31 protein-coding genes and 2 tRNA genes are annotated in these 25,919 nt (G+C 66.6%); 21 read left to right on the top strand and 12 right to left on the bottom strand.

Annotated features, from left to right (window positions below):
• Positions 1-22: 22 nt before the first annotated feature.
• Together secD and secF are read left to right on the top strand one after the other, a co-directional pair.
• Positions 23-1,636 carry a protein translocase subunit SecD gene (gene secD, locus CVO77_RS05040; RefSeq protein ID WP_105998170.1) on the top strand — a complete coding sequence of 538 codons (1,614 nt, stop codon included), beginning with the start codon at positions 23-25 and terminating at the stop codon, positions 1,634-1,636.
• 18 nt (positions 1,637-1,654) lie between these two features.
• Positions 1,655-2,635 carry a protein translocase subunit SecF gene (gene secF, locus CVO77_RS05035; protein ID WP_105998169.1) on the top strand — a complete coding sequence of 327 codons (981 nt, stop codon included), beginning with the start codon at positions 1,655-1,657 and terminating at the stop codon, positions 2,633-2,635.
• A gap of 21 nt (positions 2,636-2,656) precedes the next feature.
• Here secF and CVO77_RS05030 read toward each other — a convergent pair whose 3' ends face one another.
• Both CVO77_RS05030 and CVO77_RS05025 read right to left on the bottom strand, forming a co-directional pair.
• Entirely contained in the window at positions 2,657-3,826 is a 1,170-nt protein-coding gene (locus CVO77_RS05030; protein ID WP_106000651.1) for a glycosyltransferase, read from the bottom strand.
• Between the two features lie 167 nt (positions 3,827-3,993).
• Positions 3,994-4,554 carry a helix-turn-helix domain-containing protein gene (locus CVO77_RS05025; RefSeq protein WP_105998168.1) on the bottom strand — a complete coding sequence of 187 codons (561 nt, stop codon included), beginning with the start codon at positions 4,552-4,554 and terminating at the stop codon, positions 3,994-3,996.
• A gap of 83 nt (positions 4,555-4,637) precedes the next feature.
• Between CVO77_RS05025 and CVO77_RS05020 the strand changes: the two genes are divergently transcribed.
• Positions 4,638-5,120 carry a DUF6456 domain-containing protein gene (locus CVO77_RS05020; RefSeq protein ID WP_192878867.1) on the top strand — a complete coding sequence of 161 codons (483 nt, stop codon included), beginning with the start codon at positions 4,638-4,640 and terminating at the stop codon, positions 5,118-5,120.
• Positions 5,121-5,148: 28 nt separating this feature from the next.
• Here the strand turns inward: CVO77_RS05020 and CVO77_RS05015 are convergent, their stop codons facing one another.
• Both CVO77_RS05015 and CVO77_RS05010 read right to left on the bottom strand, forming a co-directional pair.
• Positions 5,149-5,790: an energy transducer TonB gene (locus tag CVO77_RS05015; RefSeq protein WP_105998167.1), complete on the bottom strand. Its 642-nt coding sequence runs from the start codon at positions 5,788-5,790 to the stop codon at positions 5,149-5,151.
• Between the two features lie 81 nt (positions 5,791-5,871).
• A complete protein-coding gene (locus CVO77_RS05010; protein ID WP_106000649.1) occupies positions 5,872-7,653 on the bottom strand; it encodes an ABC-F family ATP-binding cassette domain-containing protein in 1,782 nt (593 codons plus the stop codon).
• A gap of 108 nt (positions 7,654-7,761) precedes the next feature.
• On the opposite strand from CVO77_RS05010, the gene CVO77_RS05005 reads away from it, so the two are divergent.
• On the top strand, positions 7,762-8,508 hold the full coding sequence (locus CVO77_RS05005) for an SIMPL domain-containing protein (RefSeq protein WP_105998166.1): 747 nt from the start codon (positions 7,762-7,764) through the stop codon (positions 8,506-8,508).
• Positions 8,509-8,740: 232 nt separating this feature from the next.
• On the opposite strand, the gene CVO77_RS05000 is transcribed toward CVO77_RS05005, so the two are convergent.
• On the bottom strand, positions 8,741-9,421 hold the full coding sequence (locus CVO77_RS05000; protein ID WP_242446102.1) for a prolyl hydroxylase family protein: 681 nt from the start codon (positions 9,419-9,421) through the stop codon (positions 8,741-8,743).
• 102 nt (positions 9,422-9,523) lie between these two features.
• On the opposite strand from CVO77_RS05000, the gene CVO77_RS04995 reads away from it, so the two are divergent.
• The 13 genes from CVO77_RS04995 (at position 9,524) to CVO77_RS21215 (ending at position 19,992) form a co-directional block, all read left to right on the top strand.
• Positions 9,524-9,600 (top strand) — tRNA-His (locus tag CVO77_RS04995).
• A gap of 102 nt (positions 9,601-9,702) precedes the next feature.
• Entirely contained in the window at positions 9,703-10,752 is a 1,050-nt protein-coding gene (locus tag CVO77_RS04990) for a Glu/Leu/Phe/Val family dehydrogenase (RefSeq protein WP_105998165.1), read from the top strand.
• 140 nt (positions 10,753-10,892) lie between these two features.
• Positions 10,893-11,246, top strand: coding sequence for a YbaN family protein (locus CVO77_RS04985; protein ID WP_105998164.1), 354 nt, complete (start codon positions 10,893-10,895; stop codon positions 11,244-11,246).
• Positions 11,247-11,386: 140 nt separating this feature from the next.
• A complete protein-coding gene (ccmC, locus tag CVO77_RS04980; protein ID WP_105998163.1) occupies positions 11,387-12,121 on the top strand; it encodes a heme ABC transporter permease CcmC in 735 nt (244 codons plus the stop codon).
• Between the two features lie 3 nt (positions 12,122-12,124).
• Positions 12,125-12,295, top strand: coding sequence for a heme exporter protein CcmD (locus CVO77_RS04975; RefSeq protein WP_105998162.1), 171 nt, complete (start codon positions 12,125-12,127; stop codon positions 12,293-12,295).
• On the top strand, positions 12,292-12,729 hold the full coding sequence (ccmE, locus tag CVO77_RS04970) for a cytochrome c maturation protein CcmE (protein WP_105998161.1): 438 nt from the start codon (positions 12,292-12,294) through the stop codon (positions 12,727-12,729). Before CVO77_RS04975 ends, ccmE begins: the two co-directional genes overlap by 4 nt.
• 132 nt (positions 12,730-12,861) lie before the next feature.
• On the top strand, positions 12,862-14,829 hold the full coding sequence (locus tag CVO77_RS04965; protein ID WP_105998160.1) for a heme lyase CcmF/NrfE family subunit: 1,968 nt from the start codon (positions 12,862-12,864) through the stop codon (positions 14,827-14,829).
• On the top strand, positions 14,826-15,356 hold the full coding sequence (locus CVO77_RS04960; RefSeq protein WP_105998159.1) for a DsbE family thiol:disulfide interchange protein: 531 nt from the start codon (positions 14,826-14,828) through the stop codon (positions 15,354-15,356). Before CVO77_RS04965 ends, CVO77_RS04960 begins: the two co-directional genes overlap by 4 nt.
• A gap of 104 nt (positions 15,357-15,460) precedes the next feature.
• Positions 15,461-15,919: a cytochrome c-type biogenesis protein gene (locus CVO77_RS04955; RefSeq protein WP_105998158.1), complete on the top strand. Its 459-nt coding sequence runs from the start codon at positions 15,461-15,463 to the stop codon at positions 15,917-15,919.
• Complete coding sequence (locus CVO77_RS04950) at positions 15,916-16,566, top strand: tetratricopeptide repeat protein (RefSeq protein ID WP_105998157.1); 651 nt, start codon at positions 15,916-15,918, stop codon at positions 16,564-16,566. The genes CVO77_RS04955 and CVO77_RS04950 overlap by 4 nt, the downstream gene beginning before the upstream one ends.
• A 57-nt stretch (positions 16,567-16,623) precedes the next feature.
• Positions 16,624-18,582, top strand: coding sequence for a potassium transporter Kup (locus CVO77_RS04945; protein ID WP_105998156.1), 1,959 nt, complete (start codon positions 16,624-16,626; stop codon positions 18,580-18,582).
• Positions 18,583-18,682: 100 nt separating this feature from the next.
• Complete coding sequence (locus CVO77_RS21220; protein WP_158258004.1) at positions 18,683-19,501, top strand: hypothetical protein; 819 nt, start codon at positions 18,683-18,685, stop codon at positions 19,499-19,501.
• On the top strand, positions 19,423-19,992 hold the full coding sequence (locus CVO77_RS21215; RefSeq protein WP_338061532.1) for an AHH domain-containing protein: 570 nt from the start codon (positions 19,423-19,425) through the stop codon (positions 19,990-19,992). Before CVO77_RS21220 ends, CVO77_RS21215 begins: the two co-directional genes overlap by 79 nt.
• 140 nt (positions 19,993-20,132) lie before the next feature.
• On the opposite strand, the gene CVO77_RS04935 is transcribed toward CVO77_RS21215, so the two are convergent.
• The 7 genes from CVO77_RS04935 to CVO77_RS04910 all read right to left on the bottom strand — a co-directional run bounded on the left by CVO77_RS04935 (position 20,133) and on the right by CVO77_RS04910 (position 24,001).
• On the bottom strand, positions 20,133-21,104 hold the full coding sequence (locus CVO77_RS04935) for an NAD(P)H-dependent flavin oxidoreductase (RefSeq protein ID WP_105998155.1): 972 nt from the start codon (positions 21,102-21,104) through the stop codon (positions 20,133-20,135).
• Positions 21,105-21,238: 134 nt separating this feature from the next.
• Positions 21,239-21,436, bottom strand: a complete 198-nt coding sequence (locus CVO77_RS04930; protein WP_105998154.1) for a hypothetical protein — start codon at positions 21,434-21,436, stop codon at positions 21,239-21,241.
• Between the two features lie 25 nt (positions 21,437-21,461).
• Positions 21,462-21,587, bottom strand: a complete 126-nt coding sequence (locus tag CVO77_RS21790) for a hypothetical protein (protein ID WP_275541965.1) — start codon at positions 21,585-21,587, stop codon at positions 21,462-21,464.
• 124 nt (positions 21,588-21,711) lie between these two features.
• Complete coding sequence (gene infA / locus CVO77_RS04925; RefSeq protein ID WP_105998153.1) at positions 21,712-21,969, bottom strand: translation initiation factor IF-1; 258 nt, start codon at positions 21,967-21,969, stop codon at positions 21,712-21,714.
• Positions 21,970-21,972: 3 nt separating this feature from the next.
• Positions 21,973-22,179 carry a cold-shock protein gene (locus CVO77_RS04920; protein ID WP_105998152.1) on the bottom strand — a complete coding sequence of 69 codons (207 nt, stop codon included), beginning with the start codon at positions 22,177-22,179 and terminating at the stop codon, positions 21,973-21,975.
• Between the two features lie 224 nt (positions 22,180-22,403).
• The gene (locus tag CVO77_RS04915) at positions 22,404-23,066 is read right to left on the bottom strand and encodes a glutathione S-transferase family protein (protein WP_105998151.1); all 663 of its coding nucleotides are present in this window, start codon (positions 23,064-23,066) and stop codon (positions 22,404-22,406) included.
• Positions 23,063-24,001 (bottom strand): DMT family transporter, encoded by a 939-nt coding sequence (locus CVO77_RS04910; protein WP_105998150.1) that lies wholly within the window; start codon positions 23,999-24,001, stop codon positions 23,063-23,065. The genes CVO77_RS04915 and CVO77_RS04910 overlap by 4 nt, the downstream gene beginning before the upstream one ends.
• Positions 24,002-24,114: 113 nt before the next feature.
• Between CVO77_RS04910 and CVO77_RS04905 the strand changes: the two genes are divergently transcribed.
• The 4 genes from CVO77_RS04905 (at position 24,115) to nusG (ending at position 25,894) form a co-directional block, all read left to right on the top strand.
• Positions 24,115-24,190: transfer RNA gene (locus CVO77_RS04905), tRNA-Trp, on the top strand.
• A 315-nt stretch (positions 24,191-24,505) separates the two neighbouring features.
• Positions 24,506-24,826 (top strand): DMT family transporter, encoded by a 321-nt coding sequence (locus CVO77_RS04900; RefSeq protein ID WP_105998149.1) that lies wholly within the window; start codon positions 24,506-24,508, stop codon positions 24,824-24,826.
• A 299-nt stretch (positions 24,827-25,125) separates the two neighbouring features.
• Complete coding sequence (secE, locus tag CVO77_RS04895; RefSeq protein ID WP_105998148.1) at positions 25,126-25,323, top strand: preprotein translocase subunit SecE; 198 nt, start codon at positions 25,126-25,128, stop codon at positions 25,321-25,323.
• A 34-nt stretch (positions 25,324-25,357) separates the two neighbouring features.
• Positions 25,358-25,894, top strand: coding sequence for a transcription termination/antitermination protein NusG (gene nusG, locus CVO77_RS04890; RefSeq protein ID WP_105998147.1), 537 nt, complete (start codon positions 25,358-25,360; stop codon positions 25,892-25,894).
• Positions 25,895-25,919: the final 25 nt, after the last annotated feature.

The raw sequence follows: 25,919 nt of genomic DNA, 5'->3' as shown, positions 1-25,919 counted from the left end.
CGCCCAGAACCGGAATTTCCCTATGCTCGATTTCCCGCGCTGGAAGACCATCGGCATCAGCCTGATCCTGCTGTTCGGCATCGTCTTTTCCATTCCCAGCTTCCTGCCCGAAAAAACCTTCGACCGCCTGCCGTCCTTCGCGCAGGTGAAGGTCAATCTGGGCCTCGACCTGGCGGGCGGCAGCCATCTGCTGCTCGAGGCCGACGTCGGCGATCTTCAAAAGACCCAGCTCGCCAACATGGAAAAGACCGTGCGCGCGGCGATGCGCGGCGAGCGCGGGGCCGACGACGACATCGCGATCGGCGAACTGTCGACCGCGGGCGACAAGATCAGCTTTCTTGTCCGCGACCAGAAGCAGCTCGACGAAGCGCGCGACCGGCTGTTCAAGGAGACGCGCGGCGCGGCCATGACCGGCCAGCGCGACTGGCAGATCGACGTTATCGATACGACGCGCCTGGTGCTGACGCCGACCGCGGCGGGGCAGAAGCAGGCGGTCGCCAATGCGATGGATACCGCGCGCGACATCATCGACAAGCGCGTCAACGCGCTCGGCACGCGCGAGCCGACGATCATCCGCCAGGGCGACGACCGGATCGTCGTCCAGGTGCCGGGCCTTCAGGACCCGCAGCAATTGAAGGATCTGATCGGCAAGACCGCGCGGCTCGAATTCCGCATGGTCGACACCAATGCCGACCCCAATGAAGCGGCGGCGGGCCGCGTGCCGGTGGGGAGCGAGATCGTCCCCTATGCCGAGGGCGCGGGTGCCGGACAGAGCTTTGAGGTGCTGCGCCGTCAGGTCATGATCAGCGGCGAACAGCTGCTCGACGCCAAGCAGGGCTATGACGGCCAGTCGGGCCAGCCGGTCGTCAACATCCGTTTCGATTCGGGCGGTTCGGCGACTTTCGCCAAGGTGACGGCGCAGAGTGTCGGCAAGCGGTTCGCGATGGTGCTCGATGGCCGGGTGCTGTCGGCACCGTCGATCAACGAGCCGATCCTGGGCGGCAGCGCCCAGATTTCGGGCAGCTTCTCGGTCGCGAGTGCGAACAACCTTGCCATCTCGCTGCGCTCGGGCGCGTTGCCGGTCAAGATGACGGTGGTCGAAGAGCGGACGGTGACCCCCGAACTCGGCGCCGATTCGATTCGCAAGGGCGCGATCGCGGGGATCATCGCGACGGTCTCGGTGCTCGTGCTGATGCTGATCGTCTATGGCCGTTTCGGCGTCTATGCGTGCATCGCGCTCTTCTTCAACCTCTTCCTGATCATCGCGATCATGGCGGGGTTCAACGCGACGCTGACCTTGCCGGGCATTGCCGGTTTCGTGCTGACGATCGGCGCCGCGGTCGACGCCAACGTGCTGATCAACGAACGCATACGCGAGGAATTGAAGCGCGGGCGACGGGTGTTCCAGGCCGTCGAGCTTGGCTATTCGGAGGCGAGCCGCGCGATCTTCGACGCGAACGTCACCAACGTCATCGCCGCGGCGCTGATGTTCTGGTTCGGCACCGGCCCGATCAAGGGCTTTGCCGTGGTGCTGACCATCGGCATCGCCACCAGCGTCTTTACCGCCGTTACCGTCACGCGCCTGTTTGCCGCCCGCTGGCTGCACGCCAAGCGTCCGACGACCATCACCATTTAAGAGAAAGGGAGCGAAACGATGCGTCTGCTGAAACTCGTCCCTGAGGACACGAATATCGATTTTCTGCGGTGGCGGAAAATCGCGTCGGCCGCGAGCTTCATCCTCGTGGTCGTATCGATCGCGCTGGTCGCGGTGAAGGGCCTCAATCTGGGCGTCGATTTCGTCGGCGGCCAGTCGGTCCGCGTCGAATTCCCGCAGACGATGCCCAAGATCGACGAGATTCGCGACAAGGTCGGCGATATCGGCCTTGGCGAAGCGACGATCCAGCAATTCGGCTCCGACAAGGCGGTGGCGATCCGCACCGGGCTTCCCGAGGGCGACAAGGCGGCGGCCGACCGCGCGGGCAAGCAGCTCGTCGACGGCATCCACAAGGCCTTTCCGACCGCCCACACCGGGTCGGTCGAGACCGTGTCGGGCAAGGTGTCGGGCGAGCTGATCCGCACCGGCGCGCTCAGCCTCGTGCTCGCGATGATCGGCATCTCGATCTATATCTGGATCCGCTTCGAATGGCAGTTCGGGGTCGGTGCGCTGGGGCGCCTGTTCCACGAAGTCGCGCTGACCTTTGGCCTGTTCGCGGTGACGCAGCTCCAGTTCGACCTCAACAGCATCGCGGCGTTGCTGACGATCGTCGGCTATTCGCTGAACGACACGATCGTCGTCTATGACCGCGTGCGCGAAAATCTGAAGAAATATCGGAAGATGGAGATCGTCCCGCTGCTCAATCTCAGCATCAACGAAACGCTGTCGCGCACCGTCATGACCAGCGTGTCGGTGATGCTGGCGCTTGGCATGCTGCTGCTCTTCGGCCCCGACGTGATCTTTGGCTTCACCGCGGCGATGCTGTTCGGCGTCTTCGTCGGCACCTATTCGTCGATCCTGATGTCGACCCCGGTGCTCGTCTGGCTGAAGGTCGGCCCGCAAAGCTTCGTGCCGCGCACCAGCGCCGCGACCGAGGGCGCCGAGCGCGTGACCCGCAAGGACGACGGCGCGGTCGTGTGATTAAATAGGGACTGTCCCTATTTAATGGCCCGCACAGCGGCGGAGATGGTCGGCCAGTTCGCGGCCGTTGCGGTCCCAGTCGAAACGGCCGTTCAGGCTGGCGGCGACGGCCGCTGGTGATGGCGGCGCGGCGAGGATGCCCTGCACCGCCGCTGCGATCGCGTGCGGCGTGCGTTGGACGATGCGGCCCGCGGTCGCTGACGTAACGAGTTCGGCGGCGCCACCCGCCTCGCTGATCACGATCGGCGTTCCGCAGGCGAGCGCTTCGACCCAGGCGTTGGCAAGGCCTTCGCTGACCGACGGCATGACGAGCGCGTCGGCGGCGCGATAGAGGAGCGGCAGGTCGGCGTTGGCGACCGGACCCATCAGGTGGACGCGATCGGCGACGCCGTGCCGCTGCGCCAGGGCGTGATAGCGGCCGTCCTCTTCGCCCGCCCCCGCGAGCCAGTAATGGACGCCGGGAAGCGCGGGCAGCGCCTCGATCACCAGCGCCTGGCCCTTGCGCGGAATGAGGGCGCCGACGGTGGCGATGACCGGGCCGTCGCCCATGCCGAGCGCGGCGCGCGCGGCGGCGCGGTCGCCGGGGTGAAAGCGGCCGGTGTCGATCCCGGTATAATGCACCGCCACCTTGCCCGCATCGATGCCGATCGCCGCCATGTCGCGGCGCATCGCGGCGGAGACCGCGAGCAGGCCCGCGGCGCGATCGGCGGCCTTCAGCACCGCGGCCCGCGTCGCCGGGTCGTGCCCGAAATGGCTGATGTCGGCGCCGCGCGCCTTGACCGAAAAGGGCAGGCCGAGCGCATCGGCGACGCGCATCGCGGCGGGGCCGTCGGGGTAGAAGAATTCGGCATCGACGACATCGAATGTCTGCCCGCGCACCGCCGACAGCACGGCGCGCGCGACTTGCCCCGGATTGAAGCGCGCGCCGTAGCGCGGCACCAGCGCGAAGCGCGGGCGGTGGACGGTGAGGCCGTCCCACGACTCGGTTTCCGGCAGGGCGCGGAGCGCGCGGTAGCGAGGGTGCAGCGAGAGCGGAAAGGGCGGCACCCCGACCGGCGCGACGATGGTGAGATTGATGCCCGGCTGCGCGGCCAGCGCGCGCAGGCTCTTTTCGACGAACAGGCCAAAGGTCGGCCGCACCGCGTCGGGGAACAGGGTGGCGATGGATAGGATGCGGAGCGGCGAATTCATATTGGCCCCTTGGAACATCGAGTCATGAATCCGTATCGCCTCCCCGAGCGAAGACGATGGGTTCGTTCGAGCGCAGCGGAAGCCGCGTCGTGACGGCCTCGACTTCGCTCGGCAGAGCCCCTCGTCTTCGCTCGGGGAGGCGGGGATTTGGATTGCACGCGATTTGTCTAGAGCGTTCGGATCAGCCGCACCGCGACCGCTGCCCAGGGCGGATTGCTCACGACCTGCTGGCGCTGGCCGGTGCCGAGCGGGAGCAAGTGGAGCTTTTCGCCATCGACGTTGAGCAGCCGCGCGAAGAAGAAGCGGCCGGCGGGGCGCGGGACGAGCAGGTCGCGGTTGAGCGCGCTGGCCCAATCGCCGGCGATGCGGCGGCACCAGATTTCGTCGCCCGCGCGATAATCGCCGATCGACGAGGTGACGCGCACTGCGGCCATATCCTCGCCCGGACGCGCGGTGAGCGCCTGTTCGACGCGGGTCGGTGCTTGCGCGCCTTCGGCGCCGAGCAGCGCGGTGATCGTGAGTTGCGTATCCTGCGGAAGCTGGACCAGTTCGGCGGCCTCGACCCCGAGCGCCTTGGCGATGCGGTTCATCCAGCCGAGCGACAGCGTCCGCGTGCCGGTTTCGAGGCGGCCGATCGTCTGCGCGGTGGTCGGCGGGTCGCAGCGCTGCCCCACCTCTTCGAGCGTCAGGCCCTTGGCGCGGCGGACGGCGCGGATGCTGTTGATCATGGCGGACCTCCGATAACCAAATCGGTTTCTTCTTTCCTACAATATCATCCAATGTCAAGCGGTCGTGCCTGAAGGAGATTCGCATGACCGCACGCCGCTTCGAAACTCGCCTCCACCCCGACGACCGGCTCGATCCCGGCAAGGCGGGGCCGCAGGTCATGCGGCATGTCACGGTCAATGTCGCCGAAAGTCCGATCGCGTGGCTCGCGGCGCGCGGGATGCTGACCGCGGCGCAGCTTGCGGCGGGCGAGCGGCTGCGCGCCGATTATGAACGCGCGGGCCTGTCGGCGCGCCTGACGATGCGCTGGGACGCCGCACCCCCGGCCAAGAGCCGCGGCGGCGCGCGCGCGGCCGACGCCTGGCTGGCGCGCATCGACGCGCACCGGCGCTTTCATGCCGCGATCGATCACGCCGGGCCGGGGCTCGCCGACATCTGCTGGCGCGTGATCTGCGCGGGCGAGGGGATCGGCGGCGCCGAGAAGGCGCTGGGCTGGCCCGCGCGATCGGGCAAGCTGGTGCTGGGGCTGGCGCTCGACCGGCTGGCGCGTTTTTACGGGACGGGGTGAGGCGCGTTTGCGATCCGGCCGGCCCCACCTATCGGCTCGCTTTATCGGCCCCATCCACCGTGAGGACAGCCGTGATGGTTCGGACGGCGACCGGCTCGACCCCGTCTGATCCACTCTTGGGTGGATCGACGATCAACTGCTGATCTAAATAGTCGCAGGCGGCGCGGTCCGCGGCGCCGCTGCCGCTTGTCGTCTTGACGTTGCAGGCTGTGACGTGGCCGGTCGCGCCGAAAAGAAGTTCTAGTTCAACAGGCTGCTTATAGCTGGCTGGCAGTTGAGATACTTGCAATGGAAAAGTTGCGCGGGCGTGCGGTTGATCGTCACCAACTCCCCATGTTGCAACCGTTCGATAGGAGCCTGCTATGGGCGCACCGGCAGCGTCCGTGGCCGGAGTGAAGCGTGCTCGGGCCTTGTGCGCGCGGCATGTCGCAGCGTCGAGCAGGGGAAAGCCGCTACTCTCGGTGACATCGCACGAGGAGACTCGCCCTTCGGGAGAGACGTGCAAAAGAATAGATACGATTCCCGTCTGGCTTTTTTGCAGCGCCGGGCCGGGATAGTCAGTGTTGGACAGAACGGTTTTGGGGTTGAGTAGTTGCGGCGCGTGTGGCGATGTGACGGCAGTGGATCCCGCTTCGGCCTGCAGCGCTGCGAGGAATAAGAATGCGATCATTCAAGAACTCCATCGACTGCCGAGGGCGCACGATGGCGCGGAGGTTCGACAATGGCAACTGGCGGTGCACCGCACCACGGATCATCCCAGCGCTTCCACCTCTTCGGCCAATGCCAGCCAGCGATCCTCAGCCGCCGCCTTTTCCGCGCGCAGCGTGTCGAGCTTGGCCGTCAGCGCATTGAACCGCGCATTGTCGCGCGTGAACAGGCCGCCGTCGGACAGTTCGGTTTCGATCCCCGCCATCTCGGTCTCGATCGCCTCGATCCGCGCGGGGAGAAGGTCGTAGTCGCGCTGGTCCTTGTAGCTGAGTTTCTTGCGCGCCTGCGGCGGCGGGGGTGAGGCGGTTCCGGTCGGCGTGGCCTTTGTCTTTGCGGTCGCCGGCCTGACCCGCTTCGCTTCCCAGTCGGCATAGCCGCCGGCGACGATGTCGACCTTGCCCGACCCGTCGAGGCCCAGCGTCACCGTCACCGTGCGGTCGAGGAAGTCGCGGTCGTGGCTGACGAGCAGCACCGTGCCTTCATAATCGGCGATGACTTCCTGGAGCAGGTCGAGCGTTTCGAGGTCGAGGTCGTTGGTCGGCTCGTCGAGGACGAGCAGGTTCGATTCGCGGGCGAACTCGCGCGCGAGCAGCAGGCGCGAACGCTCGCCGCCCGACAGCGCGCCGACGCTGGCCTCGACGACGCCGGGATCGAAAAGGAATTCCTTCAAATAGCCCTGGATATGTTTTTTGACGCCGCGCACCTCGACCCAGTCGCCGCCGTCGGCGAGGATGTCGCGCACGGTTTTTTCGGGCGAGAGGAGGCTGCGCTGCTGGTCGATGACGATGCCGTCGAGCGTCGGGGCGAGGGTGATCTTGCCTTCGTCGGGCTGGATTTCGCCGGTGAGCAGCTTGAGCAGAGTCGACTTGCCCGCGCCATTGGCGCCGACGATGCCGATGCGGTCGCCGCGCTGGACGCGGAAGGTGAAATCCTTGATGATCGGGCGGCCGCCAAAGCTCTTGGAGATATTTTCGGCGACGATCACCGATTTCGAGCGGACGTCGTCGTTGGCGAGGCCAAGCTTGGCGACGCCGGGGCCGCCGATCATCGCGGCGCGGGTGGCGCGCATTTCCTTCAATTTTTCGAGCCGGCCCTGGTTGCGCTTGCGCCGCGCGGTGACCCCGCGTTCGAGCCAATGGGCCTCGAGCCGGAGCTTGGAATCGAGCCGCTGCGCGGCGCGCGCCTCCTCGGCGAACACCGCCTCGGTCCATTCGTCGAAGCCGCCGAAGCCGATTTCCTTGCGGCGGATGCTGCCGCGGTCGAGCCATAAGGTCTGCCGCGTCAGGCGGGTCAGAAAGGTGCGGTCGTGGCTGATGACGACAAAGGCGCCGGTATAGCGCGCCAGCCAGTTTTCGAGCCAGTCGATCGCCGCGAGATCGAGGTGGTTGGTCGGCTCGTCGAGCAGCAGCACGTCGGGGTTCTGCGCTAGCGCGCGGGCGATCGCGGCGCGGCGGCGCTCGCCGCCCGAGGCGCTGGCGGCGGTCCGCGCCATGTCGATGCCGAGCTGGTCGGCGATCGCGGCGACGTCATGCTCGGCCGGGGCGTCGGCGCCCGCCGTGGCAAAGTCCATCAGCGTGTCGAACGCCGACAGGTCGGGTTCCTGTTCGAGCATGACGACATGGGTGCCGGGGACGATGGTGCGCTTGCCCTTGTCGGCGTCGATGCGGTTCGCGAGCAGTTTCAGCAGCGTCGTCTTGCCCGCGCCGTTGCGGCCGATCAGCGCCAGCCGGTCGCGCGCGCCGACATAGATGTCGAGATCGGCGAACAGCCAGCCGCTGCCCTGAACCAGGCCGAGGCCTTCATAAGATAAGATCGGTGCTGCCATGATGAACGCCCCGCTACCGATGCGTTCAGCCTGATGCAAGCGGCCTCCATGCAAAGGCCGGAACGGGTTCGCTCCGTCAGCGTTACGGAGCGACGATAGGAGAATGACATGACGAAGCCAATGTTCACCGCCATGGCGGCCGGTATCGCGCTGATGGCCGCGATGCCCGCCATCGCCCAGCAAGGAGGATCGACGGTGACGACAGCGACGACAGCGGGGCCGATCCTGAGCTTTTCGGTCAGCCAGGAAGTGCGCTCGCGCCCCGACCAGGCGACCGTGGGCGCCGGAGTGACGACGACCGCGCCGACCGCGGTCGAGGCGATGCGCGCCAACGCCGCCGCGATGGACAAGCTGATCGCCGCGGCAAAGGCACGCGGGATCAAGGCCGAGGATATTCAGACGAGCGGCATCAACCTGTCGCCGCAATATGATTACAGCAATCGCAGCGACGGCCAGCCGCCGCGCTTTCTGGGCTATCAGGTGTCGAACAGCGTGCGCGCGACGACTCCGAAGATCGACGATATCGGGCCGCTGCTCGACGCGCTGGTCGCGGCGGGCGGCACCAATGTCGACGGGCCGTGGTTCGGGATGAAGGATCCCGACGCGCAGCTTGTCGGCGCGCGCGGCGCGGCGATCAAGGAAGCCGAAGCAAAGGCCGCCGACTATGCGCGCCTCGCGGGCTTTCGCGGCGCCGAACTGGTGGCGATCGGCGAAGGCAGCTTCGGCGGACCGCAGCCGCCGATGCCGATGGTCCGCATGCAGGCAATGGATGCCGCGGCCAAGGCGACTCCGGTCGAACCGGGGCAGGTCGCGAACACGCTGACCTTGAGCTTTCAGTATCGACTGGTGCGCTAAGTCGAGCGCGATCATCGCAGAATGAAGCCTTCAAACAAGGCTGTGTATCCCCGCGCAGGAGCATCGGGTCGGATCGTCCCCCGGACGATCCTTGACCATGCGGGGCATGGTCAACCCGATACTGATCCGTCTCCGGCCGGTTCAAAATAGCACCGACCGGAGATGGGCCCCCGCCTGCGCGGGGGCACACGGCGTTTTCAACATAGGATGATCGCCGTCGCCGGGGGAATGGCTAACCCAGCTCTCCCTCCGCCCACGGCCACGGCCGTTCGCGGAACCATTTGGTGATGATATATTTGCGCCCCTTGCGCACCTTCATCCCGTGGTGGAGCGTTTCGGGATTGGGGGTGCCGTCGGGACGGACATTGTTCCACGCGAGCAGCTTGCCGGTTTCGGGCTGGTGCAGCTTCCCCGTCGAGAGGAAGCGCGTTGCGCCGCCCGCGCCGGGCTGGTTGAGATAGATCATCAGCGTCCAGCTCCGCTGGCCGGGGATCGCGCAATAGGTGTCCCAGTCCGCACCGTCGGGGTCGAAATAATCGGTGTGCGCCTTGAACTCCTCGCCGACGTCGTAACGCTGGCCTTGCAGCGGTTCGCCATATTCGCGCGGGATGCCGGTGAGCGCGTGGAGCCGGTCGTTCACCGCGACGACCACCGGGTGACGATGGTCGAGGTCGCAGGTTGAACTGGTGCGAAAGGCGTCGTCGCCATTGGGGTCGGCGATCGTCGACGGGCGCGCGTTGGCGTCGATCATCGCCACCAGCGCGGCGCAGGTGTCGGGGTCGAGGAAGCGTGCGAGCATATATTGCTCGAGCTTCGGGGTCGGCGCACGCCTGATGCCGGGCGCCGCCGCGAGCCGCGCGGCGGTGCGGTCGGCGCCCGAGGTCTTCATATCGACATGATCATTGCCAGCCATGCCGCGCTTTTAGGGGGGCCGACCCGCGCGAACAATGCTTGACGAAGGGGTAGGGCGCGCCTATCGCCGCGCGCTGTCGCTGGCGGTTTCGCCGGGCATGTGGCGACCATAGCTCAGTTGGTTAGAGCGCCGGTTTGTGGTACCGGAGGTCGCGGGTTCGAGCCCCGTTGGTCGCCCCATTTCTTTACCCGATCAGGCGAGAACGCAGGAAACGGCGTGACTCGCGACCCCTGTTCCTTTATTACGTTCATACGTAATTTTTGAACGCGAGGATCGAGTCCATGTCCGCTGTCTGGGATTTCGCCGATTTCGACGATCATGAGCATGTCCACATGTTCCGCGATCGCGCCAGCGGGCTGACGGCGGTCATCGCGGTCCACTCGACCCACCTTGGTCCCGGCGCGGGCGGCGTGCGATACTGGCATTATCCGCAGCGCGCCGCGGCGATCACCGACGCGCTGCGCCTGTCGCGCGGGATGAGCTACAAGAATGCGATGGCGGGCCTGCCGATGGGCGGCGGCAAGGGCGTGATCCTGGCCGACGAACAGGGCGCCAAGACCCCCGAACTGCTCGCGGCGTTCGGCCGTGCGGTCGAGTCGCTCGGCGGCGCCTATGTGACCGCCGAGGATGTCGGCATGTCGGTGGCCGACATGGTCGAGATCGCCCGCACGACGCGCCATGTCAGCGGCCTGCCGGCGGCGGGCGACGCGGTGGGCGGCAATCCCAGCCCGCTGACCGCGCTCGGCGTCTATCTGGGGATCAAGGCCGCGATCCGCGAGAAACTGAACACCGACAGCGCGCAGGGAGTGCGCGTCGCGGTGCAGGGCGTCGGCAGCGTCGGCGAAGCCGTCGCGCGGCGACTGGCGGCCGAGGGCGCGAAGCTGACCCTTGCCGATGTCGACCTGGCGCGGGCGAAGGCGCTTGCCGAGGAATTGGGAGCGGACCTCGCCGATTCGGCGGCGATCATGGAGGTCGAGGCCGATGTGCTCAGCCCCAATGCGCTCGGTGCGACCCTGACCGAGGCGAGCATCGAGCGCCTGAAGGTGTCGATCGTCGCGGGCGCCGCGAACAACCAGCTCGCCACCGACGCCGACGGGCAGCGCATCCACGATCGCGGCATCGTCTATGCCCCCGATTATGTGATCAATGCGGGCGGCATCATCAACGTCGCGCTCGAATATCTGGGCCAGGGCAGCCGCGAGGAAGTCGAAAGCCGCATCCAGCTGATCCCCGGCCGCCTCGCCGAAATCTGGGCCGAGAGCAGGGCGAGCGGCACCCCCGCGTCGGTGGTGGCCGACCGGATGGCGCAGACGCTGATCGGGCGGGGATAGGCCGCCATCCCAATCGTCATCCCGGCGAAGGCCGGGATCTCACCGCAGCTTTACAACGCGAGGTCGAGATCCCAGCCTTCGCCGGGATGACGATATTGGTGGATGGTGCGGACGTTGATTTCCGCTAAGCCTCGCCATCGATGAAACGGCATTTCTATCTGGTCGCAGGCTGGGCGTCGCTGGGCCTTGGCGCGATTGGCGCCTTCCTGCCGCTGCTGCCGACGGTGCCGTTCGTCATTCTCGCCGCCTTCTGCTTCGCGCGCTCGTCGCCGCGGCTCGAGGCATGGCTGCTGACGCATCCGCATTTCGGCCATCATATCGCCGCGTGGCGCGAGAAGGGCGCGATCAGCCGCAAGGGCAAGATGGCCGCGACCGCCGCCTTCGCTTTCAGCATCCTGTTGGCGGCGATCTTCTCGCCCTGGCCGTGGGTGATGGCGCCGGTGATCGCGGCGGCAGTGACCGGAAGCTGGATATGGACGCGGCCGGAGGAATGAGGGGTTTTTGCGGATGGACTCCGCAGGACGGCGCACAGGCTTGACGCGCCCCGCCCGACGGGCAAGAGAAGCCTCGCCGGGTCGCGCCGGGCAATTCACTGGACCGGCAAACCGGCCTCACCTAAAGACGACGCGAACCGATGCACGCTTACGCCAACCCCACCCGCTTTCTTGCGATCGCCAAGCCGCTGACGCCGTGGCTGCTCGGCGTCGGGCTGCTGCTTTTGCTCGGCGGGGCTTTCGCCGGGCTGGCGATGGTGCCGGGCGAAGCGAAGCAGGGCGAAACCGCGCGAATCCTTTATGTTCATGTCCCTTCGGCTTGGCTCGGCATGGGCGGCTGGACCTCGCTCGCGATCGCGGGACTGGTCCAGCTCGTCTGGCGCCACCCCTTGTCGGGGATCGCGGCGCGCGCGATCGCGGTGCCGGGGATGCTGTTCACCGCGCTGTGCCTTGCCACCGGGTCGATCTGGGGCAAGCCGACCTGGGGCACCTGGTGGGAATGGGACGGCCGGATGACCTCGATGCTTATCCTCCTCTTTCTCTATGCCGGCTTCATCGCGCTGACGACGGGCGACGAAGGCCAGCGGCAGGGCGGGTCGCTGTCGCGCGGGGCGGCGATCTATGCGCTGGTCGGCGCGATCAACATTCCGATCATCAACCGCAGCGTCGTGTGGTGGAACAGCCTGCATCAGGGGCCGAGCATCACGCTGGGCGGATCGAGCATCGACGGTTCGCTGCTGTGGCCGCTGGGCCTGACCGTGCTGGGCTTTTCGCTGCTGTTCGGCGCGATCGTGTTGATGCGGATGCGGCGGATCATCGCCGACAATCGCGTCGCGGCGCGGCTGCGGCGGCTCGCCGACGATGAGGGAAGTTGACGTATGACGGGGGTGATCAGCGGGAACGGGCAATGGGCCTATGTGGTCGCGGCCTATGCGCTGACGGCGCTGCTCACCGGCGGCGTATTGTGGCATAGCTGGCGCGCGATGGCGAAGGCAGAGAAGCGCAGCGACGCGCTGCGCGCCAAGCAAGGGCGCGGGGACCGCAAATGAAGGCGAAGCATCAACGATTGATATTGGCGCTGGTCGCGCTGGGCGGCGTTGCGGGCGCGGGCGTGCTGGCGGCGAGCGCGCTGCGCGACGAGGCCGCCTATTTCCGCACCCCCGCCGAGGTAAAGGCCGGCAAGGCCGAAGTCGGCGAGGCGATGCGGCTGGGCGCCATGGTCGCCGCGGGCAGCATCAAGCGGCAGAGCGACGGGTTGACGATCGATTTCGTCGCGACCGACGGCAAGGCGTCGATCCCGGTCCAGTTCACCGGCATCGTCCCCGACCTGTTCGCCGAGAATTCGGGCATGGTCGCCGACGGCCGGATGCGCGCCGACGGGGTTTTCGTCGCCGACCGCATCCTCGCCAAGCATGACGAGCGCTATATGCCGCCGCAAATGGGCGAAATGCCGAAGAATATGAAACTGGTGCCGGGGGAATGAACGCCATCGAATTTCCGTCGTTGCGAGCGAAGCGAAGCCATCTCCAGCTTGCGGCCTGTGGTGACGATGGCTGGGGATTGCTTCGTCGCTACGCCCCCCGCAATGACAAAAACCTGTTTTACGGTGTAACACATGATCGCTGAACTCGGCCTTGCGCTGCTCTGGATCGCGGCGGCGCTGGCCTGCCTGTCGCTCGTCGCGGGCGTCCTTTATATCCGCACCGGCAAGGACGATCTCGCGGCGCTGGTCCGCCCGGCGAGCGTCGCGCAGGGGGTGCTGACCGCAGCGGCCTTTCTGCTGCTCATCACTCTGTTCGTGCGGTCGGACATGTCGGTCGAACTGGTCGTGCGCAACAGCCACAGCCTGAAACCGATGCTGTTCAAGGTCGCGGGGGCGTGGGGCAATCACGAAGGGTCGATGCTGCTCTGGCTGACGATCCTCGGCCTGTCGGGCGCGCTTGTCGCGATCTTCGAAAAACGGCTGCGCAACGATACGCTGATCGCGACGCTCGCGGCGCAGGCGGCGCTCAGCCTTGGTTTCTTCGCCTTCCTGATCTTTTCGTCGAACCCGTTCAAGCGGCTGCCGATCGCACCGCCCGACGGGCAGGGATTGAACCCGCTGCTCCAGGACCCGGGCCTCGCCTTTCATCCGCCGACGCTTTACATCGGCTATGTCGGCATCTCGGTCGCCTTCAGCTTCGCGGTCGGCGCGCTGGTGACGCGCGAGATCGGGCCCGCCTTCGCCCGCGCGATGCGGCCGTGGGTGCTGGGCAGCTGGATCTTCCTGACCCTTGGCATCACCGCGGGCAGTTACTGGGCCTATTATGAACTCGGCTGGGGCGGCTGGTGGTTCTGGGATCCGGTCGAGAACGTCTCGCTGATCCCGTGGCTCGCGGGCGCGGCCTTGCTCCATTCGGTCAGCGTCACCGCGACGCGCAACGCGCTGCGCGCCTGGACGGTGATGCTGGCGGTCATCGCTTTCTCGATGTCGATGGTCGGCACCTTCATCGTCCGGTCGGGCCTGCTGACCAGCGTCCACAGCTTTGCGGTCGATCCCGAGCGCGGCACCTTCCTGCTGGCGCTGATGTTCATCTATATCGGCGGCGCACTGACCCTGTTCGCCTTTCGCGCGGGAGCGGTGGCCGAGGGCAAGAAATTCGCGCTGCTCAGCCGCGAGGGTTCGCTGGTCATCAACAATCTGCTGCTGACGACGATCCTCGCGCTCGTGCTGCTCGGCACCCTCTATCCGATCGTCGCCGAGGCGATGGGCGAAAAGATTTCGGTCGGGCCGCCCTATTACAACAAGGTCGCCGGGCCGCTGGCGCTGATCCTCTGTCTCGTCATGGTCACGGGGCCGCTGCTGAGCTGGCGCAAGGACGACGGCAAGAAGCTCTGGTCGCGGCTGCCGGTCGCGGTGTTCGCCGCCGCGCTGGTGCTGTTCGGGCTGATCCTGTTCGGCGGCAAGGTCGGCGTGCTGCCGCTGCTCGGCATGACGGTCGCGGGACTGGTCGGGGTGGCGAGCCTGGCGCCCTTGTGGGGCCGCAATCTTCGCCGCACGCCGCTGCCGACCTGGGGCATGGTGATGGCGCATTTCGGAGTCGCGGTCGCGCTCGCCGGGATGGGCGCCGAAAGCGCCTTCATCAAGGAACGCCTCGTCGCCGCGGCGCCGGGCGAGACGGTGACGGTCGCCGATTTCTCGGTGAAGTTCGCGGGCGTGAAGCCGATCGCCGGGCCGAATTATACCGCGATCGAAGGCACGCTGGTCGCGACCACACCCTCGGGCGCATCCTTCACCTTGCACCCCGCGGCGCGAACCTTTCCGGGGCTGATGGGCGGGCCGCCGACAGAAACCAATGAGGCGGCGCTGCTGACGCGGCCGGGCGGGCAGCTTTATGTGGTGCTGGGGCAGGCGGTGACCGCACCCGACGGCAGCATCGACCGCTATCAGCTTCGCCTGTGGTGGAAGCCGCTGGTGTGGTGGATCTGGCTCGGCGGCGCATTGATCGCGATCGGGGCGACGCTGTCGCTGCTCGGCCGCGCGCAGTTGCTCGAAATCTGGCGCGCGCGGCGGGCGCGGAAATCACGGGAGCGTTTCGCATGAGGAGCCGCTGGGTTCTGTTCGTGCCGCTGGCGATCATGGGATTGCTGTTCGGCGCCTTCATCTATCGCCTGACGGTGCCGAACGACACGTTGATCCAGTCGCAATGGATCAACAAGCCGATGCCGTTGTTCGACCTGCCGCCCGCGACCACGGGGGTCGAGGGGCTGAAGAGCAGCCAGCTTGCCGACGGGCGGCCGCGGCTGGTCAATGTCTTCGCAAGCTGGTGCATCCCGTGCCGCGCCGAGGCGCCGCAACTCGAAGCGTTGAAAGCGGCGGGCGTCCCGATCGACGGCATCGCGATCCGCGACCGGCCCGAGGATGTCGCGCAGTTCCTGGCCGAGAACGGCAATCCCTTCGAGCGCATCGGGTCGGACCAGCAGAGCAGCGTCCAGATCGCGCTCGGTTCGTCGGGGGTGCCCGAAACCTTCCTGATCGACGGCAAGGGGATTATTCGCGAACAGATCCAGGGCGTGATCCTGGCTGACCAGGTGCCCGAGATCGTCGCCAAGCTGGAGGCGATGAAGTGAGCGCGCGCGCGTTTCAAACCCATCGTACCCCTGCGCAGGCAGGGGCCCATCTCCGAGAGGCGCGTCAACGAACTGCCGACCGCATCGGAACGCGGCGGCAGGAGATGGGCTCCTGCCTGCACAGGGGCACGTGGGCGTTTTTACTCGCGGTTTTGTCTCTCGGTCTGACGTCGCCCGCCACCGCGCAGGATCGCCTGCCGCCGGCGCCCTATGCCTATCAGCAGCTTCGCGATCCGGCGCAGGAAGCGAAGGCCAAGGCGCTGATGGAGACGCTGCGCTGCCTCGTCTGTCAGGGGCAGTCGATCGCCGACAGCGACGCGCCGCTCGCGGGCGACATGCGGCACGAGGTGCGCACCAAGATCGCGGCGGGCGAAAGCCCCGGCGCGATCCGCCAATGGCTCGTCGCGCGCTATGGCAATTGGGTGAGCTATGACCCGCCGTTCGACGCGGCGACCGCGCTGCTGTGGCTTGGGCCGCTCTTGTTCCTCGCCTTGGGCGGCTGGCTGGCCTTCGGGCGTTTTCGCCGCGGCGGCCGTGACGATGAAGCGGAGAGCGAGGCATGATCTGGTTGCTCATCCTGATCGCGGCGGCGCTGACCGTCGGCGGTATTTTCTGGCTCGGCCGGCTGCCCGCCGCGTCGCGGCCGCTCGCCGGCGCGGCGGTCATGCTGGGGCTGGCGGGCTATGCCTTGCAGGGCAGCCCCGCGCTGCCCGGCCATCCGGTCGCGAAGGCAGCGGAGCCCGAGGGTTTCGGCGAAGCGATCACCGACCGCCAGCAGGGGATGGCCGATCGCTTTGGCCCGACGGCGAAATGGATCGGCATGGCGGACGGTTTCATGCGCACCGGCAAGACCGAGCTTGCGGCGCAGACGCTCGAAAAGGGACTCGATCGCTATCCCGACAGCGTCGATTTGTGGGTCGGGCTGGGCAATGCGCTCGTCGCGCATGGCGGCGGGGTGATGTCGCCCGCGGCGGCGCTTGCGTTCGACGAGGCGGCGAAGCGCGATCCCAGCCATCCCGCGCCGCCCTTCTTCGCGGGGCTGGCGATGGCGCAGAGCGGTGACCTGAAGGGCGCCGAGGCGGTGTGGACCCAGCTTTTGACGCGATCACCCGCCGATGCGCCGTGGCGGCCGGACCTGGAGATGCGGCTGGCGCAGCTTCGCGAGGCGATGGGGCCGCAGTTGCCGCCCGAGTCGCCCGCGGGTCCCTGAAGCGCGTCCCGATTTGGAACCTATTATCCTTGCGCTGGCTCGTCTAAAGCGCGCGCCATGACTGCTGAGTCGCAACGGGCGGACGGCGGCGCGGGAAGCGCGGCGACGACTGCCGAAACGGCCCATTACGGCCACGGGCACCATAAGGATGGGAAGCTGAAGCTTGCCGTCGGCGCGGTCGGCGTGGTGTTCGGCGACATCGGGACGAGCCCGCTCTACGCTTTTCGCGAAACCTTTGCCGGCCATCATTCGATCGAGGCCGACCGGCTGCACATCTATGGCGTGCTGAGCCTCGTCTTCTGGTCGATGATGCTCGTCGTGACCTTCAAATATGTGCTGACGATCATGAAGGCCGATAACAAGGGCGAAGGCGGCAGTCTCGCGTTGCTCGCGCTGATCAGCCGCTCGTCGGAGGGCAAGCGCTGGACGTGGCCGATCGTGCTGCTCGGCGTCTTTGCGACCGCGCTCTTCTACGGCGACTCGATGATCACCCCCGCGATGTCGGTGCTGTCGGCGACCGAAGGCCTGCAATATGTGAGCCGCGGGTTCGAACCCTATATCGTGCCGATCGCGCTGACGATCCTGATCGGCCTGTTCGCGATCCAGGCGCGCGGGACGGCGAAGGTCGGCATGCTCTTTGGCCCGATCATGCTCTGTTATTTTCTGATGCTCGCGGTCCTGGGGGTGACGCACATCGTCGATCATCCGTCGATCGTGATGCACACGCTCAATCCGATCAACGCGCTGCGCTTCTTCTGGCTCGACGGCTTCACCGCCTTCGTCGCCCTGGGCGCGGTGGTGCTCGCGGTGACGGGGGCCGAAGCGCTCTATGCCGACATGGGGCATTTCGGGCGCGCGCCGATCGGGCTGAGCTGGCTCTGCTTCGTGCTGCCCGCGCTGATGCTCAATTATATGGGACAGGGCGCGATGGTCCTTGCGGCGGAGGTCGCGCCGACGGCGCAACTGGTCCAGGACCCCTTCTTCCTGATGATGCCCGAGGCGTGGAAGGTGCCGGTGGTGCTGCTTGCGATGCTCGCGACGATCATCGCCAGCCAGGCGGTCATCTCGGGCGCTTTCTCGCTGACCCAGCAGGCGATTCAGCTCGGCTTCATGCCGCGCCTGCGCGTCGATCACACGAGCGCATCGGCGCAGGGACAAATCTATATCCCGGTGGTCAACTGGGGCCTGATGGTGATGGTCATCCTCCTCGTCCTCTTCTTCGGATCGTCGAGCAACCTCGCCGCCGCCTATGGCATCGCGGTGACCGGCGCGATGTTCATCGACACCTGTCTGATGAGCGTTGTGCTGTTCATGCTCTGGCGCTGGCCGGCGTGGAAGGCGATCCCGGTCCTCGCCGTCTTCTTCATCGTCGATATCGCCTATCTCGGCGCCAATCTGATCAAGGTTCCCGACGGCGGCTGGGTGCCGCTGGCGATCGGCCTGACCATCTTCACCATGCTGACGACCTGGTCGCGCGGACGCAAGCTGATGCAGCAGGAAATGGCCGAGGGCGCGATGCCGATCCCGGTGTTCGTCAAGTCCGCCGCCAACAGCGCGACGCGGGTTCCCGGCACCGCGGTGTTCATGACGTCGTCGTCGGACGGCGTGCCGCACGCGCTGCTCCACAATCTCAAGCACAACAAGGTGCTGCACGAACGTATCATCCTGCTGACGATCAAGATCGCCGACGTGCCGTTCGTGCAGGAAGAGCGATTGTGCCAGCTCGACGATCTGGGGCAGGGGTTCCACCGGCTGATCCTGAATTATGGTTTCATGCAGCCGGTCGACGTCCCCGAGGCGCTGAAGCGCGTCACCGGCTGCGGCGGCGAGTTCAAGATGCTCGAGACCAGCTTTTTCCTGTCGCGCCAGACGCTGATCGCCGCGAGCAAGCCCGGCATGCCGATCTGGCGCGAGAAATTGTTCGCGTGGATGCTGCGCAATTCGGAAAGCGCGATGGAATATTTCCGCCTGCCGACGAATCGCGTGGTCGAGCTGGGGAGCCAGGTCGCGATTTGATTGTCGCGGGTTAACTTACCGCAATGTCCGAATAAGCGTTTGAACATTGCGGCAAGTCTTGCGATGCAGGATCGATCCCTCGGGCAGGGCGACCAGCGACATGCGGACGGAAAGCAGCAACAGGCCGATCATGCCGGTGGCGCCGGAACCCCTTGCGTTGATCGTCGGGAGGGCGGACGACGGCGGCGAAGCCGGACTCGCGGCGGCGCTGCGCCGCATGGGCCTTCGCCCCGAACCCCTGGACCCGAACGATCCGCGCGCCGAAGCGCCGATGTTCCGCCTGCGGTTCGGATCGGCCTCGGCGCTGATCGGCCGCGCGTCGGCCGCTACGCTCGACCTCGCCGATCCGCGGCATCCCGCGACCAGCCAGCTTGCGGCGCGGCTGTGCGAAACATGGCGCGGCGCAGGGCGGGTGTGGGTGTTGATTCCCGAAGCGGGGGGAGGCCGCGATACGCCGGGAAATCTGGCGATGCGGCTGCGCGAATTCTTCAAGACGATGGTGTTGCTGGTCGACCTGTTCGACGCGAGCCATATTTTCTGGGGCCCGGCACGGCTGTGGACCGACGCGCCCCAATTCCGCGAGGCCATTGCCGAGATGCTGGCGAGCGGCATGCCGCCGGTGCTGCATCTGATCGCCTTTCGCCGCAGCGAAGCAGCGGGCGGCGCGGTCGTCCGGACCCGGGGACTCGCGCTGTTCGGCGAGCAGGAGATCGAGGGCCGGATTCCCGCGAGCTGGACGGTCGCCGAAATGGTCCGGCGGCTGGCGCGGCTGGCGCTCGATATCATCTTGAACGGCCCGGTCACCGACGCCCGGCGCTTGCGGGGCCTCGACCCCGGCGAATGGGTGTCGATGGTCCCGACCGTTGGCGAGGCGGGCGGGCGGACGATCGTTCGCGTGGAATTCGGCAGCGACCTTTGACGGCGATGCGGCGGTGGCAAGGAGCGCCCCCGCCGCAGCCCGGTTTCCAGCGCCACCATCTGATTCCGGTCGCGCTGCTGCGGCGACCGCAAATGGCAGCGATGTTCCGCCAACTGGAAATCGACGGCTTCGCGCTTCACCGGTTCGACCGCAACGGCCTGATCCTGCCGGGATGTGAAAGCGCGGCCCTGTCGTCGGGCCACGCGCTCCACCGCGGGCCGCCCCGCGACTATAATGACGTCCTCGCGGCGCGCGTCGAGCAGGTGCGGGTCCACTTCGCGCTGCACGCTCCCGCCGATCTGCGGAGCGCCCGGCGCACCGCGACGATGCGGCTGCGCCTGTTGCAGGATGTGATGCGGCGGGCGCTGACTGACCGGCACGGCGGCGCCTTCTGGCTCAATCGGCGCGATCCGATGCGGCTGTTCGCCGATCGCCCCTATCTCGACGATGCGATCGGGCGGCTGTTCGGAGGTTATACCAAGGTGCGGTGACGCTGACCCATGAGGATTGCCAGTCCCGTTTGCTGGCGAAGAGGAGCGGAAGCGGCGATGGGTTCATCGCCACGTCGCAGCCTCCTTGCCGAGAACCGCCAGAAGCCGTCCTCATGGGTCAGGATCGCCGCACCTTGGTATTAGAGCCGCACCTTTGCTTCGAGTTCGCGGCGCGCGGCCAAATATTGCGCTTCGAGTTCGGCGACGAATTCGGCGACCGGGCGGACCGCGGTGACGGGGCCGATGCCCTGGCCCGATCCCCAGATGTCCTTCCACGCCTTGACCTTGGTATTGCCGCCCGAACCGAAGTTCATCGTCTTGAGGTCGCCTTCGGGCAGGCTGTCGGGGTCCATCCCCGCCGCGACGATCGATTGGCGGAGGTAGTTGCCGTGGACCCCGGTGAAGAGGTTGGAATAGACGATGTCGTCGGCGCGGCCCTCGACGATGCCATTCTTGTAGCCGTCCTCGGCATTGGCTTCGGCGGTCGCGATGAAGGCGCTGCCGATATAGGCGAGGTCGGCGCCGCAGGCCTGCGCGGCGAGGATCGAGCGGCCGTGGCCGATCGCTCCCGACAGCGCGACGGGGCCGTCGAACCATTCGCGGATTTCCTGCACCAGCGCAAAGGGCGACTGGCGCCCGGCATGGCCGCCCGCACCCGCCGCGACCGGGATCAGGCCGTCGGCGCCCTTTTCGACCGCCTTGCGGGCAAAGCGATCGTCGATGACGTCGTGCAGGGTTATGCCGCCCCAGCCATGCACCGCCTGGTTGAGTTCGGCGCGGGCGCCGAGCGAGGTGATGGTGATCGGCACCTTCCACTTCTCGCAGGTCGCGATGTCGGCTTCGAGGCGGTCGTTCGATTTGTGGACGATCTGGTTGACCGCGAAGGGCGCCGACAGGCGATCGGGATGGGCGCGGTCCCACGCCGCCAGCTCCTCGGTGATCTGGTGCAGCCATTCGTCGAGCAGCGGCTGCGGCCGCGCGTTGAGCGCTGGAAAGCTGCCGACCACCCCGGCCTTGCACTGGGCGATGACGAGTTCGGGGCCCGAAACGATGAACAAAGGCGATCCGATGACGGGCAGGCGCAGACGGTCGAAGATCGGAGGAAGGGCCATGAATCACTCACTCTCGGTTGCAGTTTGAGGCTTACCTTAACGTAAAGGGAAGGCCGCGCAAGAGAGGATGCGTTCGTGACGGGAAGAGGCCCGAAGGGCGGTATGGCCAGCGCCGAAGGACGGCGCCGAAGCGATCAGCCTTTCGCCGCGGCGGCGGCGAGCTGCTCCTTTTCGGCGCGCAGTCTTTCGGAGTGGAGCAGCTTGTCGGCCATCGCCTGCCACGCCGCGGCGGCGCGCAAATTGCGATCGCGAACCTGGTTCAGCGGCGAGGTCTCGGCCTCCGCCGTGCATTTTTCGGCCTGGGTGAGATAGAAATCGATGGTGGCCGACACGGTGGTGGCTCCTTCAGGGTTCGGGTCAATCGACCATGTCGGCGATCAGTCGCCGGAGTTCGCGGCGCGACAGCGTCGGGCGGCGGCGCGGCGTTATGGCCGTCTGTGCCTTGCCGGCCAGCGACAGCGCGGGCAGAGCGGGGTAGATCATAGGGTTAGGAAATATTGTCATCATCTTTATCTTTGATTCTATGTAATAATATTGGAGACCGGCGCGAAGGGCGCCGATCTCATCGGTAAAGGTCAGCGCGTGCCGCGCCGACGTCCTTGGTGGGTCAGCGCCGTTTGCGCTGGCCGGCAACGGCCGGCCCGCCCCCGCGTTCGCGGTAGACGAGGCGACCCTTGGTCAGGTCATAGGGCGTCATTTCGACGCGGACGGCATCGCCGACGACCGACCGGATGCGGAAACGCCGCATCCGGCCAGCCGTATAGACGATGACCCGGTGACCATTTTCGAGCACGACGCCGAAGCGTCCGTCGGGCAGGATCTCATCGATCTGCCCCTCGAAGGTCATCAGTTCCTCTTTGGCCAATTATCAGGCCGACTGGAGGTTGATCGCCGAGGTCTTGCCGTTCCGGCCGGTTTCGAGTTCGTAGGAAACGCGCTGATCCTTGTTCAGCGTCGTCATCCCGGCGCTCTGGACGGCGGTGATGTGGACGAAATTGTCGCCCGAGCCGTCTTCGTTCTCGATGAAGCCATAACCCTTGTCCTGGCTGAAAAATTTGACGATACCGGTAGCCATGAGTGTTTTTCCTTTCACGGAAATAGAAAATCCCCCGGCAAAATGCACCGGCGGAGCTGGTAGCGTGTGAAGGGAAGATAGTGCCGGAAAGGCCGTAAATTTCCGTCGCAGGCGACGTTAGCCCGGACTATATGGGCGATTATTCCCCAAAAGTCAAGGTCGCGTGCCAGGAGCCGCGAAACCGCGGCGGCGAGGCCTTGTGACTTCGCCGTGATCCGGCGCGATCAACCGATCGTCTGCCGCCGCCGGGCTGCCTTGAACCCATCGCGCGCCATGCAGCGCGCCAGCCAATGCCGCGTTGCCTCGCCCAGCCCATCGTCCGCCCCCAGCGTCGTCGCCAGGAACGCCGCATAGCCGATGACGATGTCGACGACGGTGAAGCGTCCCGCCACCAGCCAGTCGCGGCCGTCCGCCAGCGCCGCCTCGATGCTTTTGGCGCGGCCGCCGAAGAAGGCCTTATAGTCCGCGACCGCCTGCGCGAGGCGGCGGTGCTCGGGCTCGACGCGGGTGTAGCGGATCATGATCGCGAGCGGGAAGGTCAGCGTCGCGTCGCTGCGGTGGAGCCAGTTGCGCGCGTCCCAATAATCGGCTTCGTCGCGGCGCACCTCGAGCGGCGTCCCTTCGGCGATGCGCTCGCAGATCGCGGCCGATTCGGTCATCAGCCGTCCCCTTCGACTGCCTTGCAGGCGCTCAGGGCAGGCTTCGACCCAGCCGGGAACGGTCATCAGCGGGTTTACCGCGCGATAGTCGGGCTCGAAAGCGCGCGGCGGGAATTTGAGGACGCGCAGGTCGACGTCGATCCCGGCTTCCTCGACCGCCCACAGGCAGCGGAGCGAGCGGGCGTCGGGGCAATGATAGAGGATGGGCCGGGCGTTCGGCGTCGTCATGCGGCGACCTCCTTGGGGCGTTCGATATGGCGGCGCTGTTCGCGCCAGGCGATGAACAGGCCGCTCGCGACGATCAGCGGCGCACCGGCCCAGGTGGTATCGGCGGGAAGCGTGCCGAAGAACCACCAGCCGCAGGCGATCGACCACAGCAGGCTCGAATAATCCATCGGGGTCACCACCGACACCGGCGCGAGGCGCAGCGCGCCGGTCAGCGAAAGCTGCGCCACCCCGCCGAGCAGGCCGAGGCCGATCAGCAGGCCCCATTCCGCCGCGCCGTGCGGCGTGATGACGAAGGGCAGGGCGAGACCGAGCGGGACCAGCGAGATCAGGCTGAACCAGAAGACGATCGTCAGCGCGCTTTCGGTGCGGCCGAGGTCGCGGACCTGGATGGTGATCAGCGCGGTCATCCCCGCGCCGCCGAGCGCGATCAGCGTGCCGAGGCCGTGGTCGCCCGCGAACCCCTGGGTCAGCAGCGTCGTCGGGTTGAGGACGATCAGCACGCCGACGAAGCCGACGAACACCGCGCTCCAGCGCGCGGGGCCGACGCGCTCGCCGAGCAGGGCGGCGGCGAGAAAAACGCAGATGATCGGCACCGACAGGTTGATCGTCGTCGCCTCGGCCATCGGCAGATAGATCATGCCGCCGAAATTGAGCGCCATCCCGGTCAGTCCCATCGCGGCGCGGCGGGCGTGGGTGCCGATCCGCCGGGTGCGGAAGATGCCGAGGCCGCCGTGGGTCAGCGCCCACAGGACGAGCATCGGCAACACCATTGCTTGCCGCCAGAACAGGCTTTCGACGATGTGGATGCCGTCCGCGGCGATATATTTGACCAGCACGAACATGAACGACAGGCTCGCCATCGCGAGCAGCCGCAGCGCGATGCCGCCGAGATAATGTTGCGGTGCGGCGGAGGAGGGGAACGCGGCGTCGGTCATGAGCCTTCGCGCATATCAGGCGAGTTGCCATATGCAACCCGTCATCCCGTTCCCGGGCCGACCGATCCCCCTTGCCCGCGCGCCGCAATCGGGCTAGGGGCGCACTCCGGCCTAGGGGTATAGCTCAGCTGGTAGAGCATCGGTCTCCAAAACCGAGGGTCGCGGGTTCGAATCCTGCTGCCCCTGCCATCGTTTCGATGGCTCGCCGGACTCCCGCGCGATCGAGCGCCCGTCGCTCTCGTGAGGCGGGGTAAAACCCCGCCGCGCTTGCGGCGCGACGGGGCTACCCACATCCCTGGGTCGCATGGAGAGATGCAAGGCAGGGCCGATCTACCGAACGCCGCTTGCGCTGTCCTGAAGGCGATCTAAAGGATTTATGAAGGTTCGCGGATCGCCGCCGGATCGGAAAACAATGGGGCCACGTCCCCACCTGCCGCGTCGGTTTCGCCGGTTTCGGGGCAGGTATCAGGTCCGGGACGGCCCGGCAGCCAAGAGGAGGCTGTCATGCCGTGGATCTATCTTGCCGTCGCCGGTCTGTTCGAGATCGTCTGGGCCTTTTCGATGAAGCAGTCGGAGGGTTTCACGCGGCCGGGGCCGACCGTCGTCACCATCGCCGCGATGATCGCGAGCTTTGCCTTGTTGTCGCTGGCGATGAAATCGCTGCCGCTCGGCACCGCCTACACGATCTGGACCGGCATCGGCGCGGTCGGGGCGTTTCTGGTCGGCATCGCGATCTTGGGCGAGGCTGCGAGCGCGATGCGGATCGTCGCCGCGCTGCTGATCGTGGCGGGGCTGGTGCTGATGAAGCTGTCGGCGCCCGCCTGAATCGCAATCGCTTGCCAAGGCCGCGGCGCGCAAGTAAAGGCCGCTCCATTCGGACAGTTGCGCCGTTTCCCTCCGCCTTTCGCCGGCCTCGCCGGGGAGGGTGGGCGGACACTTGCCCAAAGCGCGCTTGACGCGGGAGGGGCGGCAACCCATCTGCCCGGAACCCCAAAGCGTTTTCCGGCCGGGTGGACTCACCCGGTGAATCGGAAAGCGCGGAAAAACAAAGGCCTGAAAGTGCCGGTTTTGATGTCGTCAAAGCCGGGCGCGCTTCGGGACGCTTGAAGGACAGGACGATCGATATGGCGAGGCCCAAGTTTGGCGAATTCGTCAACCAGGTGAAAACCGAAGCCACCAAGATCGTGTGGCCGTCGAACCGCGAGACGGTGCAGACGACGATCATGGTGCTGATCATGACGACGCTCCTCGCGCTCTTCTTCTTCGGCGTCGATTCGGTTTTCAAATTCATCGTCAGCTGGCTGACGTCGCTCGCGCGCTAAGCGCGGCAGCAGGGTTTAATAAGGGACACGCATCATGGCGCGCTGGTACATCATTCACGCCTATTCGGGCTTCGAGAACAAGGTTCGCGATTCGGTGCTCGCCGAGGCCGAGCGCATGGGGCTGTCGCAGCTCGTCGAAGCGGTCGAGGTGCCGGTCGAGACCGTCACCGAAGTGAAGCGCGGCAAGAAGGTGCAGGCCGAACGGAAATTCTTTCCCGGCTACGTGCTCGCCAAGCTGACGATGACCGACGACGTCTATCACCTCGTCAAGAACACGCCGAAGGTCACCGGCTTCCTGGGATCGATGGGCAAGCCGCAGGCGATCAGCGAGGCCGAGGCCGCGCGCATCCTGAACAGCAAGGAAGAGGCCGCGGCGCGCCCCAAGACCGAGATTCGCGTCGATTACGAGATCGGCGACCAGGTCAAGGTGCTCGAAGGCCCGTTCGCGAGCTTCAACGGCATCGTCGAGGAACTCGATTTCGACAAGGCGCGGGTCAAGGTCAGCGTGTCGATCTTTGGCCGCGCGACCCCCGTCGAGCTCGATTTCGAGCAGGTCGAACGGATGAAATAAGCGTCACCCCCGCGAAGGCGGGGGC

This window comes from Sphingopyxis lindanitolerans (assembly GCF_002993885.1).
Classification (GTDB): Bacteria; Pseudomonadota; Alphaproteobacteria; order Sphingomonadales; family Sphingomonadaceae; genus Sphingopyxis; species Sphingopyxis lindanitolerans.
This window is presented reverse-complemented; position numbering and strand designations above follow the sequence as displayed.

Bases quoted from the DNA above. Each gene is read 5' to 3' on its own strand.
- CVO77_RS04945 (WP_105998156.1), top strand. From the start codon at position 16,624: ATGACTGCTGAGTCGCAACGGGCGGACGGCGGCGCGGGAAGCGCGGCG.
- CVO77_RS04915 (WP_105998151.1), bottom strand. From the start codon at position 23,066: ATGACGACGCCGAACGCCCGGCCCATCCTCTATCATTGCCCCGACGCC.
- CVO77_RS05030 (WP_106000651.1), bottom strand. From the start codon at position 3,826: ATGAATTCGCCGCTCCGCATCCTATCCATCGCCACCCTGTTCCCCGAC.
- CVO77_RS04985 (WP_105998164.1), top strand. From the start codon at position 10,893: ATGAAACGGCATTTCTATCTGGTCGCAGGCTGGGCGTCGCTGGGCCTT.
- ccmE (WP_105998161.1), top strand. From the start codon at position 12,292: ATGAAGGCGAAGCATCAACGATTGATATTGGCGCTGGTCGCGCTGGGC.
- CVO77_RS04950 (WP_105998157.1), top strand. From the start codon at position 15,916: ATGATCTGGTTGCTCATCCTGATCGCGGCGGCGCTGACCGTCGGCGGT.
- CVO77_RS04955 (WP_105998158.1), top strand. From the start codon at position 15,461: ATGGGCTCCTGCCTGCACAGGGGCACGTGGGCGTTTTTACTCGCGGTT.
- CVO77_RS04910 (WP_105998150.1), bottom strand. From the start codon at position 24,001: ATGACCGACGCCGCGTTCCCCTCCTCCGCCGCACCGCAACATTATCTC.
- CVO77_RS05020 (WP_192878867.1), top strand. From the start codon at position 4,638: ATGACCGCACGCCGCTTCGAAACTCGCCTCCACCCCGACGACCGGCTC.
- secD (WP_105998170.1), top strand. From the start codon at position 23: ATGCTCGATTTCCCGCGCTGGAAGACCATCGGCATCAGCCTGATCCTG.
- CVO77_RS21790 (WP_275541965.1), bottom strand. From the start codon at position 21,587: ATGATCTACCCCGCTCTGCCCGCGCTGTCGCTGGCCGGCAAGGCACAG.
- ccmC (WP_105998163.1), top strand. From the start codon at position 11,387: ATGCACGCTTACGCCAACCCCACCCGCTTTCTTGCGATCGCCAAGCCG.
- secE (WP_105998148.1), top strand. From the start codon at position 25,126: ATGGCGAGGCCCAAGTTTGGCGAATTCGTCAACCAGGTGAAAACCGAA.
- CVO77_RS04990 (WP_105998165.1), top strand. From the start codon at position 9,703: ATGTCCGCTGTCTGGGATTTCGCCGATTTCGACGATCATGAGCATGTC.
- CVO77_RS04975 (WP_105998162.1), top strand. From the start codon at position 12,125: ATGACGGGGGTGATCAGCGGGAACGGGCAATGGGCCTATGTGGTCGCG.
- CVO77_RS04935 (WP_105998155.1), bottom strand. From the start codon at position 21,104: ATGGCCCTTCCTCCGATCTTCGACCGTCTGCGCCTGCCCGTCATCGGA.
- CVO77_RS04960 (WP_105998159.1), top strand. From the start codon at position 14,826: ATGAGGAGCCGCTGGGTTCTGTTCGTGCCGCTGGCGATCATGGGATTG.
- CVO77_RS21220 (WP_158258004.1), top strand. From the start codon at position 18,683: ATGCGGACGGAAAGCAGCAACAGGCCGATCATGCCGGTGGCGCCGGAA.
- CVO77_RS05025 (WP_105998168.1), bottom strand. From the start codon at position 4,554: ATGATCAACAGCATCCGCGCCGTCCGCCGCGCCAAGGGCCTGACGCTC.
- CVO77_RS05015 (WP_105998167.1), bottom strand. From the start codon at position 5,790: ATGATCGCATTCTTATTCCTCGCAGCGCTGCAGGCCGAAGCGGGATCC.
- CVO77_RS05000 (WP_242446102.1), bottom strand. From the start codon at position 9,421: ATGGCTGGCAATGATCATGTCGATATGAAGACCTCGGGCGCCGACCGC.
- secF (WP_105998169.1), top strand. From the start codon at position 1,655: ATGCGTCTGCTGAAACTCGTCCCTGAGGACACGAATATCGATTTTCTG.
- CVO77_RS04965 (WP_105998160.1), top strand. From the start codon at position 12,862: ATGATCGCTGAACTCGGCCTTGCGCTGCTCTGGATCGCGGCGGCGCTG.
- CVO77_RS21215 (WP_338061532.1), top strand. From the start codon at position 19,423: ATGGGTGTCGATGGTCCCGACCGTTGGCGAGGCGGGCGGGCGGACGAT.
- CVO77_RS04900 (WP_105998149.1), top strand. From the start codon at position 24,506: ATGCCGTGGATCTATCTTGCCGTCGCCGGTCTGTTCGAGATCGTCTGG.
- CVO77_RS05005 (WP_105998166.1), top strand. From the start codon at position 7,762: ATGACGAAGCCAATGTTCACCGCCATGGCGGCCGGTATCGCGCTGATG.
- CVO77_RS04920 (WP_105998152.1), bottom strand. From the start codon at position 22,179: ATGGCTACCGGTATCGTCAAATTTTTCAGCCAGGACAAGGGTTATGGC.
- CVO77_RS05010 (WP_106000649.1), bottom strand. From the start codon at position 7,653: ATGGCAGCACCGATCTTATCTTATGAAGGCCTCGGCCTGGTTCAGGGC.
- nusG (WP_105998147.1), top strand. From the start codon at position 25,358: ATGGCGCGCTGGTACATCATTCACGCCTATTCGGGCTTCGAGAACAAG.